Raw genomic sequence first — 17,072 nt, 5'->3', positions numbered from 1 at the left:
GCCGGATGCTAGGCGCGCTATCCTACCCAATCAACGGTACAAAACGCACGCCGCCCAGGTCATCGGTCGCGATCCCGCCATCGGTATGGCGGGTGAAGCACATCAGGGTCTGCTGCAACGGCTGGCCCACCGGCATCACCAGCCGCCCGCCTGTTTCCAGTTGCGCGAACAAAGCAGGGGGCACGACGGGCGCCGCCGCTGGAATCAGGATCGCATCATAAGGGGCCGCCGCCGGCCACCCCTTTGTCCCGTCGCCGCACGGGATGGTGACATTGGCGTAGCCCAGCGCGGCCATCGTCCGCCGTGCGCGATCGGCCAGCAGGGCGATCCGTTCGATCGCATACACATGGCCCGCAATCCGCCCGATTATTGCGGCCGCATAGCCCGAACCGGCCCCCACTTCGAGTATGCGGTCGCCGGGTTTAATCCCCGCCGCCTCGATCATCAGCGCCACGATATAAGGCTGCGATATCGTCTGCCCCATCCCGATCGGCAGCGGCCCATCGGCATACGCCAAGGCCAGCGGCACATCGGGCACGAACGCCTCGCGCGGCACATCGCCCATCGCCGCGATCACGCGCGCGTCGCAAATCCCGCGCGCGATGATCTGGTGCTGCACCATCGCCCGGCGATGATCGCCTGCGTCCTGCATCCCGTCCTCCAGCGTGAAGGATGCGACGAGCGCTCGTCCGGTTCAAGGCGCTTTGGTAGCCCCTTTCTCCTCAGCTGCCAGCACGCGCGCCTGCGCCGATACATAAGCGCGGATCGCCTCCATCTCCGCCGGTTTCAGCCATTGGCTGAACCGGATCATGCCGCGTTCCTCCAGCAGGCCATCGACCAGAATGGCATTCCACATCGCCTTGTCGGCCAGTGCCGGCGATCGCCTGAGATCGGGGATCACCCCGCTCGAAAAGGTCGATGGCCCATGGCAGAAACCGCAATTGCCACCGTACAGGATTTCGCCCTGCATCACCGTGGCCGCCGGCCAGTTCTCAGCAGGTGGGGCAGCGGGCATCACCGGGCGCTGATACGCCGGCAGCTTGGCTGTGCCCCCCAGCTTGAACACCAGCACCCGGCCGTTGGGGCGCTTGTGCGGATCGGGGGCGAGGGGCGAACTGAGCGCGTAGGAACCACCCAGCCCGGCCATCACCGCGACATATTGGTCGCCCTTGATCGCAAACGATGCCGCCCCCGCGATGATCCCGCTCTGCCCGTCGAAGCTCCACAATTTTTCGCCATTGTCCGCGCGATAGGCGATGAACCGGCCATCGGGCGCACCCTGGAAGATCAGGTTTCCGGCGGTGGCCAGAATCCCGCCATAGCCGGGGCCGTCATGTTCGATGGTGAAGCGCGGGGTTTGCGTCTTCGGGTCCCATGCGATGATCCGGCCCTTGCTCGCGGCCTTCACCGCTTTCAGCCCGGCGGCATCGCGCGGGCCGATATTGCGCGCCGATGCGTTGCCCAGATTCCACCGCCCCGGCGTAAATTTGAACGTCTTGTCATCGGCATAGCCGAACGGCACCAATTGGGCTGGAATATAAACCAAGCCGGTTTTCGGGCTGTACGCCATCGGGTGCCAGTTATGGGCGCCGAACGCGCTGGGGCTGGCTTCCCAGTCGCCGCCATTTTCCTCGTAGCGCGCCTCGGGCCGTTCGATCGGCCGCCAGGTCTTGGTGTCATAGCCATCGGCCCAATTGACCGGGACGAAGTTTTTCACCGAAATCGGCGTCCCCGTCTTGCGGTCGATCACATAGAAATAGCCGTTCTTGGGCGCGTGCAGCAGCACCTTGCGTGGGCTCCCGTCGATCGCAATGTCGGCCAGGATGATCGGCTGGGTGGCGGTGAAATCCCAGCTTTCGCCCGGTGTTTCCTGATAATGCCAGCGATAGGCGCCGGTTTCGGGATCGAGCGCCACGATCGACGACAGGAACAGGTTATCGCCCTTGTCGCCCGAACGGATGCGCCGGTTCCAGGGGGATCCATTACCGGTGCCGATCAATATCTGATCGAGATCCTGATCGTAGACGATCGCATCCCACACCGTGCCGCCGCCGCCGATCTGCTTCCACGCGCCGTTCGGCCCCCATGTCTTGTCGGCCACCTTGGCGAAGATCGGATCCGATGCCGCGCCGTCGGCTTTCCCGTCCGGATTGGGCGCGGTGTAGAACCGCCAGGCAAGCGCGCCCGTTTCGGCGTCATAAGCCGTCACATAGCCGCGCACGCCCAGTTCCGCGCCGCCATTGCCGATCAGCACCTTGCCCTTCACCACGCGCGGCGCGCCGGTGATCGTATAGGGCTTTTTGGGATCGACGGTCATTACCGACCAGACGGGCTTGCCGGTGGCGGCGTCCAGCGCGATCAATCGCCCGTCGAACGCGCCGACATAGACCTTGCCGTGCCACACCGCGACGCCGCGATTCACCACGTCGCAGCAGCCGTCATAGGCTTTTTTGCCTGCTACCTCGGGATCATAGGACCATAGCAATTTGCCGGTCGCGGCATCCAGCGCATAGACCTTCGACCATGCGCTCGATGTGTACATCACCCCATCGACGATGATCGGGGTTGCTTCCTGCCCGCGATCGGTATCGAGGTCGTAGGACCATGCGAGGCTCAGTTTCCCGACATTTTCGGCATTGATCTGGTCGAGCGGGCTGAAATGATCCTCGTCATAGCCCCGCCCGTTGGACATCCAGTTCTGCGGTTCGGCATCGGCATTGGCGAGCCTTCGGGCGTCCACCGCGGCCGGCTTGGTCGTTTCGGTCGTGACCTCGGTTGTTCCCGCCTGCTGGCACGCCGTCAACCACCCCATGGCCGCCATCAGGCCAAGCGCCATCACCCGCATAAGCATCCTCTCCCCGCCGCGTTTTGCCGGTCAGCCCGTCGCGGTCGGTGGGGAGGATAGCATCAGTGGTGAACTTTATTACACCCCTAAACTTATTGGGCGCGACCGCGTGGAGGCGAAATGAAGGTTGCCGCCCAAATGTCGGCACGCTTCTGCGTCCCCTCCGTCATCCCGGCCATCAAACCTCTCCCGCGCCCTCACGCCCGTGCTTCGATCACCATGTTGAACGGCGTTTCAGCCGCGCGGCGGACGTGGCTGAACCCGGCCTCGCGCAGCACATCGGACAATCGCGCCTCGCCGGCCTGTGCGCCAAGCGCAAGGCCCACTTCCTGCGCCAGCGATCCCGGCGTGCAGATCATGGTGGATGCCGAATAGAACATCCGGCCCACCGGGTTCAGATTGTCGGCGATGTTGTCGCCGGCAAAGGGTTCGACCAGCATGAACGTGCCGTCGGGTTTCAGCATGTCGCGGATGTGGCGGGCGGCCCCCACCGGATCGCCCATGTCGTGCAGGCAATCGAAGCAGGCGACCAGATCATAATCCCCGCCCGGCGCGTCCTTGGCGGCGGCGACTTCGAAGATCAGGTTGGCGGGGTCGCCCGCTTCCTTGGCGGCTTCGCGCGCGCGCTTGATCGATGCTTCGTGATAGTCGAACCCGATGAAGCGGCTGGTGGGAAAGGCCTGCGCCATGATCACCGTCGATGCCCCCGCTCCGCAGCCGATATCGGCCACCTTGGCGTTGCCGCGCAGCCGATCGACCACGCCTTCCAGCGATGGCAGCCATGATTGCACCAGGTTCGCGCGATAGCCGGGGCGGAAGAAGCGTTCGGTACCGCGGAACAGGCATTCATGATGTTCGTGCCAGCCGACGCCGGCGCCCGTGCGGAACGCTGCGGTGATCTTGGGTTCGTCGATATAGGCCGATGCGATCAGTTCGAACGCGCTGGCCACATAAACCGGCGAATTTTCGTCGGCCAGCGCCATCGCCTGTTCGGGCGACAGGGTGAAATCGCCGCTGGCCGCATCATAGTCGACAAAGCCCGACGCCGCCTGCGCGGCCAGCCATTCGCGGACATAGCGTTCGGCAAGCCCCGTTTCGGCCGCCAGCGCCTTGCTGTCCGCAGGGCCGATTTCGGCCAGAGCCTTGTACAGCCCGAGTTTCGCGCCAACGATCACAAGCGCGCCGCTCATCGCCGCGCCCATGTCGCCCACCATCTTGCCCATGAAGGATTCGAGTTTCGCCTGATCGACCGGACGCACGCTGCCCATCGCCAGTCTCCATCGATTCGAGAGGACGGGAATTTATCACAGATCGGGGGCCGGGCGGCACGGAAACAATGGTGCCCGCATGGTGCGACCATTGCATCAGGGCACCGCTCCGCTACGAAGGTCGCAAGCTACGGGGCGAATAAGGGAAAGCGATCCGATGCCGACGGGACTGGTGGCTCTGCTGGATGATGTGGCCGCGATCACTAAGCTGGCGGCGGCCTCGCTCGACGATATTTCGGCAGCGGCCGGCAAGGCGGGCACCAAGGCCGCCGGGGTGGTGATCGATGATACCGCCGTCACGCCGCGTTATGTGGTCGGCTTCACCCCCGATCGCGAATTGCCGATGATCGCCCGGATCGCGGTGGGGTCGCTCCGGAACAAGTTGCTGCTGTTGCTGCCGGCAGCCCTGTTGCTCAGCGCCTTCGCGCCATGGGCGATCACGCCGATCCTGATGGCGGGCGGGGCCTATCTCTGTTTCGAAGGCGCGGAAAAGCTGCTGCATGGCCTGTTCGCGGGTGACGATCCTGTGGAGGATGCGGGCGCAACCGGCAGTGCTGCCGAAATCGAAGCCGGCAAGGTCAGCGGCGCGATCCGCACCGATCTTATCCTGTCAGCGGAAATCATGGCGATCGCGCTGGCCGATGTCGCGGCCAAGCCGCTCGTCACCCAGGCTGCCGTGCTTGCCTTGGTCGGCATTCTCGTCACCGTCGGCGTTTATGGCGTCGTCGCGTTGATCGTGAAGATGGACGATATCGGCCTCCACCTCGCCCGGCGCGATAATGGCCCCACGCGCGCGTTCGGGCGCGGGCTGGTGCGCGCGATGCCGGTGGTGTTGCAGGCGCTGGCGACGATCGGCATCGCCGCGATGATCTGGGTCGGCGGCGGGATCATCGTCCATGGCCTCGAACAGTTCGGGCTGGGCGCGATCCCGCACGCGATCCATCATGTCTCCGAAGCCGCCGGCCGTGCGGTGCCGGCGGCTTCGGGGGCGGTGGCGTGGGTGGTGCAGGCCACCGGATCGGGGCTGTTCGGCCTTGCCATCGGCGGGGTGATCGCCGGCGCCTTGCACCTGCGCCGCAAGCCCGCCTGAATCCGGCTCACTCGCCGTTCGAAATCACCGTGAACGGCGCCCACGCAGCCGGATGCGCCCATGCGTCGGTCCAGCCGGGAACCGCACTGCCATCGGCGCGCTTGCCGGTGCGCACGGCGTTCATCGCCGCCTTCAGCGCCTCGGCGCGCGACAATCCGGCATTGCCCTGCCGCAGCCCCAGCGTCTCCACCGTCAGCGCGGCAGTGGAATCGTCGGCCACCCGCCAATGGCTGGCGAGCAGGGCCGACGCCCCAGCGTAAAGGAAGGATCGCGACAGGCTCGACAGGCTATCGGCGCCGGGCGTGCCATCGGTCGATGCGGTGTTGCACGCCGACAGGATCACCCAGTCGGCCGAAAGGTTCATTCGCGAAACTTCGGATGCGGCCAGCAGCCCGTCATCCTGTGGCGATGGCTTGGCCGGCGGAGTGAACACCAGTCCCGGTTCATCGAACCCGCGCAATTCGCCGGGCAGCACGCCATGGGTGGCGAACGCCAGGATCCGGGCGCGGCGGATCGCGGGGTCGGCGCGCACCGATGCCTCGGTCGCCTGCGCGCCAAGATGAATTTCGCGCGGGCCGGCCTTCAATGTCCTGGCCATCGCCGAAAGCTCGGTTGCGGTGCCGGGCAGCGGGCTGAGCGCGCGCAGCACTTGCGGATTGGCAAGCGCAACGCCATCCGGCCCGGCCGGCGCGAACACGGTGAACATGGTTTCGGCGCCGCGCCCCGCTTTATCCGGCCCATCGAGCACCGGCGCGCCATAGCCGATGAAATTTACCGATCCCCCACTGGCAGGCTGGCGGCGCAGCGCGCGCAGCACCGATACCGCCGGCAGGCTCGACAGCGCATAGCGATCGGCCAGCCATGGCGTGCGTTCCAGCACCGCCGGGTCCGCGCCATCTTCGCCGGGGGCGGGCGCGGCCGTCGGCAGCAGCCCCAGCGGCAACCCGGCCAGCGCGCCGGATGTGACGACGTACAATGTCTTCTTGTCCCTGACGGTCGTTTCCACCGGCGCCACCAGATCGCGATACAGGCCATAAGCCGTGGCCCGGTCGAACGCGGCATAACCCTTGGCGACGAAGGGGGATCGCAGCGTCGCGCCGGCGTTCAGATCGGCGTCGCTGGCTTCGTTGGGGCAGGTCAGCGGATCGACCTGGCAGCGCAGCCGTTCGATGGCCTTGTTCACCTTGGCCGATCCGCCGGAAAGCCGCGCCCAGGTCGCCGCCTCCCGGGTGACGGCAAAGCTGTACACATCCGTGCCGGACGCCACGATCATCAGCAGTGCTTCGTCGGCCTTCAGCCGCGCCTGCGTGTCGGCAAGGGTAAGCGCGCCCGGCTGCACCAGTTCGGCATAATCGGGGAAATCCTTGCGTAACTGGCGGTTGATGCCGGCCAAGGTCGTGCCGATCGTCGTCAGTTCGGTCCGTGCGGTTGCCGCCCGCGCGGTATCCCCCTTGGTCAGCGCATCGAGCAGCCGGGCATCGGCCTCGCGGGCGCGGGCGGACATGTCCTGCTGCTTGCGCACCAGTTGCGCCAGCGCATCGCTGCCGGCCGCCGTGCGCGCGGCGGTTTGCGCCATGCTTTGCGCCGCCGCCGATGTGCCCAGATCCTGCGCTGCCGCAAAACCCTCGCCGCGCAGGTTGGCCGCCTCGCCGGGCGCATCGCTTGCGCGCAGCCAGCTGGCGCGCAGCAGGGCGGCAAAGGCCCCGGCCTGCGGATCGATCCGCGTCGCATCTTCGGCGCCGGCGCGCGCCAGCGTCTGCTGCACCGTGCCCGCATCGCCCGCCGCATTGCCCGATAGCCGGGCTGCGCGCCGCTGGCGGACGATCTCGGCCGCTTCGCGCGCGGCCGCCACCGCCCTGGCGCGCGTCGCCGGTCCCATGTCGGACAGCAAATCCGCCTGATCGGTCAGCGCCTCGGCCAGACTTGGGTGCATCGGCCCCAGCAGCGCGCGCCGCGCGGCCACGCCCTTGTCGTACAGGGGGGCGGCCTGCGCATATTTCTTCTGCGACGCCAGATCGTGCGCCAGCTTGATCTGGGCGGTGGCGATGTCGGGGTGGGTGGCGCCCAGTTTCGCCTGCCGCACCTTCAGGGCGCGTTCGAACAGGGGCTGCGCCTCGGCCGCCTTGCCCATCCGTTCCATGTTCACCGCGACGTTGGAATAGCCGATCGCGGTGATCGGATGGTCCGGCCCGTAAATCTTCTCCCAGATCGCCAGCGCCCTGGCATAAAGCGGCGCGGCGCCGGCATAATCGCCCCGCCGGTTCAGATTATGCGCGACATTGTTATAGCTCGTTGCCGTCGCCCGCGCCTGCGGATCGCGCGCCACGCGGATGTCCAGCGCCTTGCGATAGGCGGGCTCGGCTTCGGCGTAGCGCCCTTGCGCGTTCAGATTATAGCCCAGATTATTGTAGCTGGTGGCGACACGCGGGTCCTGATTGCCCAGCTTGGCGATCCGCATCGCCAGCGCCTGCCGGTAATAGGCTTCCGCCTCCACCGAACGGCCCAGTGCATCGAGGCTGGCGGCGACATTGTTCAGGATCAGCGCGCGATCGGCATCGTCGGGGCTGAGTGCTGCATCGGCGACACCCAGCGCCTGATCATAATAGCCCTTCGCTTCGGCAAAGCGCCCCTGCCGGGCCAGGTTGAACCCCAGATTATTATAGGCCAGCGCCACCCGGCGATGCTTTGGCCCATAGGCGCGGATGCTGGCGTCCAGCACGCGCTGGTAGATGGGCTGCGCATCGGCAAAACGCCCCAGTGCCTGATAATTTGTCGCCAGATTATTGGCGGCGGTCGCCGTCAGCGGATGGCCGTCGCCCAGGCTTTTGGCAAAGATCGTAAGCGATCGTTCATACAGGGGTGCGGCCTCGCCATATTTATCCTGTTCGGCCAGCCACCCCGCGATCAGCCCCAGCGTGCCGGCCACTTCGGGGTGCGATGGGCCGCTGGTCGCTTCCTCGATCGCCAGCGCCTGCCGGCCCAGCGCCACGGCATCCGCCCAGCGTTTTTCGGCGGTCGCCGATTCCAGCCCGGCGGTGATCTTGGCGATCTGCGCCTGTTCGGCGGCGTTGGCCGGGCGGATAGCCGGCGGGATCGATGCCGGGTCGATCATTCTGGTCTGCGCGGGGGAGGCCGCGGGCTTTGCCGCCGGGGCGAAAGCGGGCGGTGCCAGCGCGATCAGCCCGGCGGACAGCAGCAGCGCATGGCGGCGGGCGGCCGCGTTCGGACGGGTCGTCATGCGGGGATATCCTTTGCGCAAGGCTCAGTTTCCGAACGGCAGCTTGATGCCCAGCGGGTTCTTCTTGGCGGCGGCCTGCGGCATCGCTGCCTTGCACCGTTCGGGGATATAGTCGCGGCCCTTCACCTGCATGCATGTGGCATAGATGGCTTCGGCCCCGGCGGTGTCGCCGGCGGCGATGTCGCGGCGGATTTCCACGCTCTTGAAATGGTCGGGATCCTTGAAGCGTGCCTTGCCATCGCCGATCACCGCATCGGCGCGCTGGGTATTGCGCGCATTGATCTCCATTTCGGCGTAGGTTTCATAGAGTTGCAGGTTCTGGATGCCGGTGCCGCTGCGCGCCGCATCGAAATAGCCCGCCGCCGCCGTGCGATCCCCCGCATCCCGCGCGGACAGCCCCGCGACATAGTTGATAAAGGTCGGCGCCGTCCGGCTGCCCGCGCCCAGCGCACGCAATTGCTGGTTCGCGCCGGCATAGTTCAGGTTGAAATAGGTCTGGCGCGCCTGAATATAATTGGCCTTCAGCGCGGCGGCGCGCTGGAACTCCGCCCGCCCCTTTATCCGCCCGATCATCGCGCCGGTGTCGATCGGCGGATCGGCGGTGGGGTAGCCCGCCTGGAAATAGGCCGCCAGCCCCTGCCGCCGTTGCTCGGGCGGCAAATGGGTGTCGCCGCCGATCGATTTGGTGATCGATCCGATATTGGTCAGCAGCGAATTGCCGACGCCTTTCAGCAGGCTGGAACCGATTCCGGACAGGCTGCCGCCGCTGGCGATAGTGGCCACGGTGCCGGTGTTGGCGATCGATTTCATCGAATTGGCCATGCTGCTTTCCAGCGTGCTGGCCAGCGCGTTGCGTTTGTCGCGCGATGCCTTTTCCGCTTCGAACGCCTTCTGCAACCGGGCGAAGACATTGGCATAGGTGTCGATCGTCATGTTCGATCCCACCAGCAGGTCGATCGCCAGCGCGTCGGCCTGATCCTCCTGGTCGCGGTTCCACGACGGGGCGACGATATCGTCGACCGCGAATTGCAGCGCCTGCGACAGGGTGGCGGCTTCCCGCTCCGATTTCGCCATGCCCGCTTGCGCGTTGGACAGCGCGCTCGATGCCGAACCGCTGCCGCGCATCGCATTGGCGAAGCTACCGACCTGATAGATTTGCGACACCGCCTTCACCGAATTTTTGGTGCCCGCGATCGTTTCCGCCTTGGTGAAATGGCCCAGCAGCAGGTGGGCATATTCATGGGCGAGCACGAACAATATTTCCGAATCCGATTCGGCGGCCTCCAGCAGGCCGAACGATACGACGATCGTGTTGTCCGGCAGTGCCTGCGCTTCATATGCGTCGCTGGCGCGGAACAGGATTTTCGGCGTGCGTTCCAGCGGCGCATAGGGCCACGCCTTGGCAAAACGATCGAGCACGCCGCGCAATTCCATCTCGGTTGCGGGCAACGCGAACAGGTCCATGCGCGCCGATCGGGTGTTCATCACCTGGGCGGACAGGCCAAGCGTGCCCGCCGTGTCGCCGCCGCCGGATCGCATCTTCTGGTTGTTGGCGCAGATTTCGGCGGGGGCGAGTGTCGCGATCAGGGGTGCGCGGGCGATCGAAAACTTGCCTTTGCTCTTCTTGTCCACCTTGGCGGCGGCGGGAAGCTGGCCGGCGGCCGGCGCGGGGCAGCCGTTCAATGGCACGAAGGGCGGATCGGGCACGAATGTCGCGGCTTCGACCGGCGCGGCGGCGGGCTTGGCGGCGGCGGCCTTGCCGGCGGGGCGCTTCTTGGGCGCGGCCTCGCTGGCAGGGCCCAGCATGAACATGGCGATCCCCGCCATCGCAATCCAACCGCCCGGTTTCATGGTCCGCCCTCATCCTGCCGCAGATTATCCTGGCGTCCGTTCGCCCGGCCGTGGCTATTTCGCGCAGCCCAGCCCCAACGATTGATCCAGCCCGTCTTCTTCAAGTTTCGCGAATTTCAGCGCCACCGCGTCGCATTTGATCGCTTTCACGTCGCCGGCATAATCCACCATCGACATGCGCAGCCATGCCAGTTCGCCATCCAGCATGATGCCGACGAAGCCGGGTTTGGCCCGCACCACATGCGCGCCGTCCGATCCGATGGCGGGCAGCGCGGCACGGTGCACCTCGCGCACCTTTTCGCCGCTATCGTCGTAGATGGGCAGCGGGTCCCGCTTATAAGCCTTGATCACCGGCCCCGCGTAAGGCGCAGCCTGCGGTGACGGCTGTGCAGAAGATCTGGGCGCCCGATCATTCTTCGCAAGGGCTGGCGGCAATATGCTTGCACAACTGCCGATCAGCGCCACCGCGCAGAGGAGTTTCGGGAAGACCCTGGCCATCGCTGGTCCGATTCTGAACGCTCTGTCACCGCAGGTGCGCGCTCCGGCCCCACACCGGATTCGCTCCCCCGTTGGCACTAAGATCATCCTAATTTGTCCTCGACTCAAGCCACAGATGACGAAAATGCGGCCTCATGCGACGAAGCTGCAGATAGTCGTCTTGTTCGAATGGCTTGGCGATTTTCGGGGGATTGTGATTCTGGCTGCTTTCGTCACCGTGGCGCGTCTGCCTATAAACAGCGCGCCTCTCGCCTTGCGGAATCCCGGATGCTCGACGTCAAATCGCTCACCTATTTCATCGCCGTGGCCGAAGATCTCCACTTCAGCCGCGCGGCCGATCGGTTGCACGTCGCCCAGTCGGCGCTCAGCGTCCGTATCCGCCAGATCGAAGAACGGCTCGACGTCCGCCTGTTCACCCGTGGCAAGCGCGCGGCGGTGCGGTTGACGCAGGCCGGCGAACTGTTCCTCGCCGAAGCGCGCCGCGCCGTTCGCGCGGTCGAACAGGCCGAAAGCGTTGGCCGGCGGGCCGGGCAGGGCGAAATCGGCCATATCCACATCGGCTATGTCGCCTCGGCGATCTTTTCCGGCTTGTTGCAGGATTTGCTCCGCCGTTTCCGTGGCCTCCACCCCGATGTCGCGGTGCGGCTGTCGGAAATGGAAACGCCGCGCCAGATCGCGATGGTTGAAGATGGCCTGCTCGATATCGGCCTTGTCCGTTCGCGCGATGATCCGCCGCCCGGTGTGGCGATCGAAACCCTGCGGCGCGAACGCATGCACGTCCTGCTGCCGGCCAATCACCGGCTGGCCGCTGCCGACCATGTGGCGCTGGCCGATCTCGCCGGCGAAACGCTGATCTCGCCCCATTTCGATGATGCGACCGGGTTTGGCGGGATGCTCGCGGGCCTTGCCGACAGCGATGGTTTCGCGCCGGCGGAAATCCGCCCCGTGCGCGATTTCCTGACGGTGATGGGGCTGGTCGGCGGCGGCTATGGTGTCGCGCTTGTGCCCGATTCCACCCGCCGGATCGCTGGCGACGATGTGCTCCTGCGCCCGCTCGCCGGTGCCGGCGATCTGGAAGCCACCTTGTCGATCGTCAGCCTCGCGCGCGCGCGCTCGCCGGTTGTCACCGCCTTCCTTGCCAGCGCGCGGGACGCCTGAACCGGAGCATCGCGATTGCCTGGCCGCCGGATGATGCCATCCGGCTCGCAATCGCTTTACCCTTCGCCCAAGCGCGCGTGCGCCGTCGTCAGAACGCCGGAATATCGGTGATCGCGCGGCCCATGATCAGCGCGTGCACGTCGTGCGCACCTTCATAGGTGTTCACCGTTTCCAGGTTCATCGCGTGGCGCATCACCTGATATTCGCCTGAAATGCCGTTGCCGCCGTGCATGTCGCGGGCTTGCCGGGCGATATCCAGCGCCTTGCCGACATTGTTGCGCTTGACGATCGACACCATTTCGGGGGCGAACCGGCCTTCGTCCATCAGCCGGCCGACGCGCAAACTGGCCTGCAACCCCAGCGCGATATCGGCCATCATGTCGGCCAGCTTCTTCTGGTACAATTGCGTCGCGGCAAGCGGCCGGCCGAATTGCTTGCGATCCAGCCCATATTGGCGCGCCGCGTGGAAACAGAATTCGGCCGCGCCAAGCGCCCCCCAGCTGATGCCATAGCGCGCCCGGTTGAGGCAGCCGAACGGCCCTTTCAGCCCTTCCACCTTGGGCAGCAGCGCATCTTCGCGCACTTCCACCCCGTCCATCATCAGCATGCCGGTGATCGATGCGCGCAGGCTCAGCTTGCCTTCGATCTTGGGCGCCGACAGCCCCTTCATCCCCTTGTCGAGGATGAAGCCGCGGATCGCGCCGCCATGCGCGTCGGATTTGGCCCAGACGACGAACACGTCGGCGATCGGCGCGTTCGAAATCCATGTCTTGGACCCCGAAATGCGGTAGCCGCCGTCGATCTTTTCGGCGCGGGTCAACATGCCGGCGGGGTCGGAACCGGCGTCGGGTTCGGTCAGGCCGAAACAGCCGATCCATTCGCCACTTGCCAGCTTGGGCAGATATTTCTGGCGCTGTTCTTCCGATCCATAAGCGTAGATCGGGTACATCACGAGCGACGACTGCACCGACATCATCGAACGATAGCCCGAATCCACCCGTTCGATCTCGCGCGCGACAAGGCCGTAGGCGACATAGGATGCGCCGACGCCACCATATTCGGCCGGCATCGTCGGGCCGAGCAGGCCGAGCGCGCCCATCTCGCGGAAGATTTCGGGATTGGTGGTTTCGTTGGCGAACGCGGCGATCACGCGCGGTTGCAGCTTGTCCTGCGCATAGGCGGCGGCGGTGTCGCGGATCATGCGTTCGTCTTCGGTCAGCTGATCGTCCAGCAGGAATGGATCCGCCCAGTCGAACTTGCCCATGCCGCTCATCGTATCGCCTTTCGTGTCGATCCTTGTTCGCTGGCCCTTCTTCCGCCTCGATCGCGCTCCGGCCAATAGTGATTTCAGGATTTTTGAAGCCGAAATGCGATCACAGCGCGCACCGGGGCAGGGGCGGCCACCTATAATGCGGGGCATGATGCATTGGTGGACACAGGCGGCAACAGGATTGCGGACGATCGCGCTGGCGCTGTGCCTGCTCCACGGGCCGGTTGCGTTGGCCGCGCCGGTCCAGATCGGCGGCAGCTATATCGCGGATGGTTTTGCGAACATCGATGGTGGCCGCAAGCGCGGCACTGCCTATCTCGGGCTGGCGGAACTGACGATCGAAGCCGATGGCGGGGCCGTCGGCCTTGCCGGAACGACACTGCACGCCGCGATCAACCATGCCCATGGCCGGCCACTTTCGGCCGAACTGGTTGGCGATGGGCAGGCGGTCAGCAATATCGAAGCCCTGCCCGCGCTTCGTCTGTTCGAAGCGTGGGTATCCACCCCGCTTGCCCCCGGCGTGGATGCCAAGGCGGGGCTGGTCGATCTCAACAGCGAATTTGATGTCCAGCCGGTGGGCGGGCTGTTCCTCCATTCCTCGCATGGCATTGGCGCGGATTTCGCACAATCGGGGCTGAATGGGCCGTCCATCTACCCTGCGACGTCGCTTGCTTTGATCGGCCGGTTCAGCCGCGATGGCTGGATCGGTCGGATCGGTGTGTTCGATGCCGTTGCCGGCCATCCGGGGCATCCCGGCCGGCCGGTGCTGCGGCTTCCGCCCCATCGCGGCGTGCTGCTGGTGGCCGAGGCGGAACATGCGCTGCCCGGCCACATCATCGCCAAGGTCGGTGCGTGGGGCTACACCTCGCATTTCCACGCGATCATGGCGGGCACGGCGGGCGCACCCATCAGCACGCGCGGCAGCCGGGGCGTCTATGCGTCGGTACAGGGGCAATTGGCGGGCGCGCCGGGTGAAGCGGTGCTGGATGGCTGGGTGCGCGCGGGGATCGCTACGGCGCGGATCAACCCGGTCGGCTGTTATCTCGGTGGCGGTGTCACCTATGGCACCGATGTCGCGCGGGTGGGGGCGGCCGTGGCCCATGCCAGGCTGGGCGATCCGGCGATGCGTGCGGCTGTCGGGTCTGGCATCCACCCACGGCGCGCCGAAACCAGCATCGAACTCACTTATGCGCGGCGGATGACGCGCTGGCTGACGGTGCAGCCCGATGTGCAATATGTGATCGATCCGGGCTGGCGCGGCGATCGGCGCGATGCGCTGGTCGCCGGCCTTCGCCTGATCGTCAGCCTGTCCTGATCGGAAAGGCTGCCCTGATCTGAAAGGCTGTTGGACCGGCGGCAGGCGCGCATTCGCGCTGCCCGCCGCCGATCACTCCCCCCCAGGAGGTCAGAAGGCGTAGTTGAGATCCACGCCGAAGCTGCGCGGTTCGCCATAGACGTTGCCGGCATAGCCGAGGCCGCCAAAATCGATTCCGTTGGCCTTATATTCCTTCTTGGTCAGGTTCTTGCCCCACACCGCGATGGACGCCTCATTGGTCCCCAGCATCAGCTTGGACAGCGTGATCCGTCCGTCGAACAGCCCACGCTTTTCGCCGGCGATGGCGTCGTTATAGGGCGTGCCGACGGTGGTCGGGTGGAAGTAGATCTTGCTGCGATAATTATAATCGAGCCGGGCCGAAAGCTGGCCGAAATCGAACGCCGGCAGTTCGTACTGGATGCTCGCGTTCAGCGTCCATTTCGACGAGAACGGGAAACGTGCCGTATCCTTCACATCCCGGAAGCCGCCCGGCGTGGCCGGATCGTTCGGGTCGGCGGACGGATCGAGGATCACGAACTGCTTGTACTTGCGGTCGATATAGCCAACCGAACTGGCCAGCGTCAGGCCTTCCACCGGCATCGCCTGCACTTCGGCCTCGACGCCGAAATATTGCGCCTTGCCGGCGTTGACGGTCACGCTCGATGCGCCGCCGGTGCCTGCCTGGAACTGCTGCAACTGCAGTTTCTTGTGGATCGTATAATAGGTCGCGGCATTGAAGCGCAGCCGGCGGTCGAACAGTTCGCTCTTGAAGCCGATTTCGTACGACGTCAGATCTTCGGGGTCATAGCCATCGTTGGTCGAACGTGCGTTGAAGCCGCCCGATTTATAGCCGGTCGAAACGCGCGCATAAGCCAGCACATCGTCGGTCGCCCGATAATCCACCGATGCCGTCCAGTTCACCTTGCTGAACTTGGCGGACAGGTCGCGCTGCAGCAGCATGGTCTGCGTCAGGTGCTTCTTGTCGCTGGTGTAGCGGATGCCGCCGGTGAAGCTCAGCTGGTCGTTGAACCGGTAGGTGCCCTGCGCGAAGCCCGCCATCGAACGCGACGTATGGCTGTAGTAAAGCGGGGTCGCCAGCGGCACCGCGGCCTGATCGGAAATCACGATCAGCGGGAACTGATTGTTATTCTCGAAGCTCTTTTCCTTGAAGTAGAAGCCGCCGAGGACATATTCGAAGCTGTCGCCGATCTGGCCGATCAGGTTCAGTTCCTGCGTCCACTGGTGCTGGCCGCGATCATTGTCCGACGTGAACAGCGCCACCGGCAGCACGCCCAGCGGCAATACGGTGCCATCGACGAACAGGATCGGATCGAGCTGGAAGCCGACGAGGCCGCCCTGGCCGTCCAGTTCGTCGCCACGGTCGATATTGCGCCATTTGCGGTAGCCGGTCAGCGACCGCAGCATCGTATCCGGGCCGAGATCATATTCCAGCGTCAGCGTGTGGCCATAAACCTTGTCGGTCAGTAGCCCCGCATCGTCGGCGCGCAGCGTGCCCAGCCGGCGGTTCGATACCTGCGGCGCGGCTCCGCCCAGCGCTGGCGAATTGTTGATATAGGCCAGTACGGCGTCGCTGATCACCGTGGCCTGGAACGCGGCGGCCACGCTGGCGCGGTGGTTGATGTCGAACGCATAATCGGCGCGGAATGGCCCGCCCTTGTTGTAGGAAGCCGCCGCGCGGAACGCATCAATGTTGAGCGCGCCCGGATCGCGATCGCCGCGTGTGTTCACAAAGTCGACATAACCGTCCTGTTCGCGGTGGACGTAGCTGAATTTCAGCTTCACGCCGCTGTCGGCCAGTTCGCCGGTGTCGACGGATCCGCGCGCCTGCCACTGGTTGAAGCTGCCATAGGTGAATTTCACCTTGCCGCCGAATTCATCGGCCGGCTTGGCGGTGATCAGGTTCACCGCGCCGCCGATCGTGTTGCGGCCATACAGCGTGCCCTGCGGTCCGCGCAGCACTTCGATCCGTTCCAGATCGACCAGATCGAACACCGCGCCGGTGGACCGGCCGAGCACGATCCCGTCGACATACAGGCTGACCGGCGCGTCGGACGTCAGGATCGGTTCCTGGTCGCCAATGCCGCGGATGAAGATGTTGGTGTTCGAACTGGATGCCGGGGCGGTGTTGACGTTCAGGCTGGGGGCGATCGCCGTCAGGTTGCTGATGTCGGTGATGCCGCGCGCTTCGATCGTCGCGGCGGAAACCGCGCTCACCGCCAGCGGCGTATCCTGCAGGCTTTCCGAACGCTTCTGCGCGGTGACGACGATATCTTCCAGGCCGCTGCTGGGTTCAGCGGTGGCCGTCGCGGTCTGTGCGATCGCGGGTGTGGCGGCAATCGCCGCAAATACGCAAATACCGCTCAGCGCGGCGGACTTCACTGCTTTCATCTGGCATCTTCTCCCATGGAATTACGCAATTGCGCTTATTTTCTGCCTATAGGTAGAATTGGTGCGGAGCGCGAAAGCAAGCCCGTTCGGGCTGAAAAGGGATATTGAGGTACTATTTGTACCGAAATTA

11 protein-coding genes are annotated in these 17,072 nt (G+C 65.3%); 3 read left to right on the top strand and 8 right to left on the bottom strand.

What is annotated here, in order from left to right:
• Positions 1-22: 22 nt before the first annotated feature.
• From KC8_RS09370 to KC8_RS09360, 3 genes are all read right to left on the bottom strand, one after another.
• Entirely contained in the window at positions 23-652 is a 630-nt protein-coding gene (locus KC8_RS09370) for a protein-L-isoaspartate(D-aspartate) O-methyltransferase (protein ID WP_010125505.1), read from the bottom strand.
• A gap of 42 nt (positions 653-694) precedes the next feature.
• Positions 695-2,845, bottom strand: a complete 2,151-nt coding sequence (locus tag KC8_RS09365) for a PQQ-dependent dehydrogenase, methanol/ethanol family (RefSeq protein WP_010125506.1) — start codon at positions 2,843-2,845, stop codon at positions 695-697.
• A 197-nt stretch (positions 2,846-3,042) separates the two neighbouring features.
• A complete protein-coding gene (locus KC8_RS09360; RefSeq protein WP_010125507.1) occupies positions 3,043-4,113 on the bottom strand; it encodes a class I SAM-dependent methyltransferase in 1,071 nt (356 codons plus the stop codon).
• A 157-nt stretch (positions 4,114-4,270) separates the two neighbouring features.
• Between KC8_RS09360 and KC8_RS09355 the strand changes: the two genes are divergently transcribed.
• A complete protein-coding gene (locus tag KC8_RS09355; protein WP_010125508.1) occupies positions 4,271-5,203 on the top strand; it encodes a DUF808 domain-containing protein in 933 nt (310 codons plus the stop codon).
• 7 nt (positions 5,204-5,210) lie between these two features.
• Here the strand turns inward: KC8_RS09355 and KC8_RS09350 are convergent, their stop codons facing one another.
• The 3 genes from KC8_RS09350 to KC8_RS09340 are packed head-to-tail and all read right to left on the bottom strand — an operon-like array spanning position 5,211 to position 10,790.
• Entirely contained in the window at positions 5,211-8,441 is a 3,231-nt protein-coding gene (locus KC8_RS09350; protein WP_010125509.1) for a CHAT domain-containing tetratricopeptide repeat protein, read from the bottom strand.
• A 24-nt stretch (positions 8,442-8,465) separates the two neighbouring features.
• Positions 8,466-10,292, bottom strand: coding sequence for a M48 family metalloprotease (locus KC8_RS09345; protein WP_010125511.1), 1,827 nt, complete (start codon positions 10,290-10,292; stop codon positions 8,466-8,468).
• Between the two features lie 54 nt (positions 10,293-10,346).
• Positions 10,347-10,790 (bottom strand): hypothetical protein, encoded by a 444-nt coding sequence (locus KC8_RS09340; RefSeq protein ID WP_010125512.1) that lies wholly within the window; start codon positions 10,788-10,790, stop codon positions 10,347-10,349.
• 267 nt (positions 10,791-11,057) lie between these two features.
• On the opposite strand from KC8_RS09340, the gene KC8_RS09335 reads away from it, so the two are divergent.
• Complete coding sequence (locus KC8_RS09335; protein WP_010125513.1) at positions 11,058-11,948, top strand: LysR substrate-binding domain-containing protein; 891 nt, start codon at positions 11,058-11,060, stop codon at positions 11,946-11,948.
• 88 nt (positions 11,949-12,036) lie between these two features.
• Here KC8_RS09335 and KC8_RS09330 read toward each other — a convergent pair whose 3' ends face one another.
• Positions 12,037-13,221 carry an acyl-CoA dehydrogenase gene (locus tag KC8_RS09330; protein WP_029624543.1) on the bottom strand — a complete coding sequence of 395 codons (1,185 nt, stop codon included), beginning with the start codon at positions 13,219-13,221 and terminating at the stop codon, positions 12,037-12,039.
• 145 nt (positions 13,222-13,366) lie between these two features.
• On the opposite strand from KC8_RS09330, the gene KC8_RS09325 reads away from it, so the two are divergent.
• Positions 13,367-14,533, top strand: coding sequence for a carbohydrate porin (locus KC8_RS09325; RefSeq protein ID WP_158217673.1), 1,167 nt, complete (start codon positions 13,367-13,369; stop codon positions 14,531-14,533).
• A 90-nt stretch (positions 14,534-14,623) separates the two neighbouring features.
• Here KC8_RS09325 and KC8_RS09320 read toward each other — a convergent pair whose 3' ends face one another.
• Positions 14,624-16,942 (bottom strand): TonB-dependent receptor, encoded by a 2,319-nt coding sequence (locus KC8_RS09320; RefSeq protein WP_010125516.1) that lies wholly within the window; start codon positions 16,940-16,942, stop codon positions 14,624-14,626.
• Positions 16,943-17,072 lie beyond the last annotated feature (130 nt).

The sequence above is a fragment of the Sphingomonas sp. KC8 genome (assembly GCF_002151445.1).
Lineage (GTDB): Bacteria > Pseudomonadota > Alphaproteobacteria > Sphingomonadales > Sphingomonadaceae > Sphingomonas_E.
The sequence above is the reverse complement of the archived record's forward strand: the minus strand, read 5'-3'. Positions and strand labels throughout refer to the sequence as shown.

Coding starts and splice junctions, on each gene's coding strand:
- KC8_RS09325 (WP_158217673.1), top strand. CDS start 13,367: ATGATGCATTGGTGGACACAGGCGGCAACAGGATTGCGGACGATCGCG.
- KC8_RS09365 (WP_010125506.1), bottom strand. CDS start 2,845: ATGCGGGTGATGGCGCTTGGCCTGATGGCGGCCATGGGGTGGTTGACG.
- KC8_RS09320 (WP_010125516.1), bottom strand. CDS start 16,942: ATGAAAGCAGTGAAGTCCGCCGCGCTGAGCGGTATTTGCGTATTTGCG.
- KC8_RS09345 (WP_010125511.1), bottom strand. CDS start 10,292: ATGAAACCGGGCGGTTGGATTGCGATGGCGGGGATCGCCATGTTCATG.
- KC8_RS09330 (WP_029624543.1), bottom strand. CDS start 13,221: ATGAGCGGCATGGGCAAGTTCGACTGGGCGGATCCATTCCTGCTGGAC.
- KC8_RS09360 (WP_010125507.1), bottom strand. CDS start 4,113: ATGGGCAGCGTGCGTCCGGTCGATCAGGCGAAACTCGAATCCTTCATG.
- KC8_RS09340 (WP_010125512.1), bottom strand. CDS start 10,790: ATGGCCAGGGTCTTCCCGAAACTCCTCTGCGCGGTGGCGCTGATCGGC.
- KC8_RS09335 (WP_010125513.1), top strand. CDS start 11,058: ATGCTCGACGTCAAATCGCTCACCTATTTCATCGCCGTGGCCGAAGAT.
- KC8_RS09355 (WP_010125508.1), top strand. CDS start 4,271: ATGCCGACGGGACTGGTGGCTCTGCTGGATGATGTGGCCGCGATCACT.
- KC8_RS09350 (WP_010125509.1), bottom strand. CDS start 8,441: ATGACGACCCGTCCGAACGCGGCCGCCCGCCGCCATGCGCTGCTGCTG.
- KC8_RS09370 (WP_010125505.1), bottom strand. CDS start 652: ATGCAGGACGCAGGCGATCATCGCCGGGCGATGGTGCAGCACCAGATC.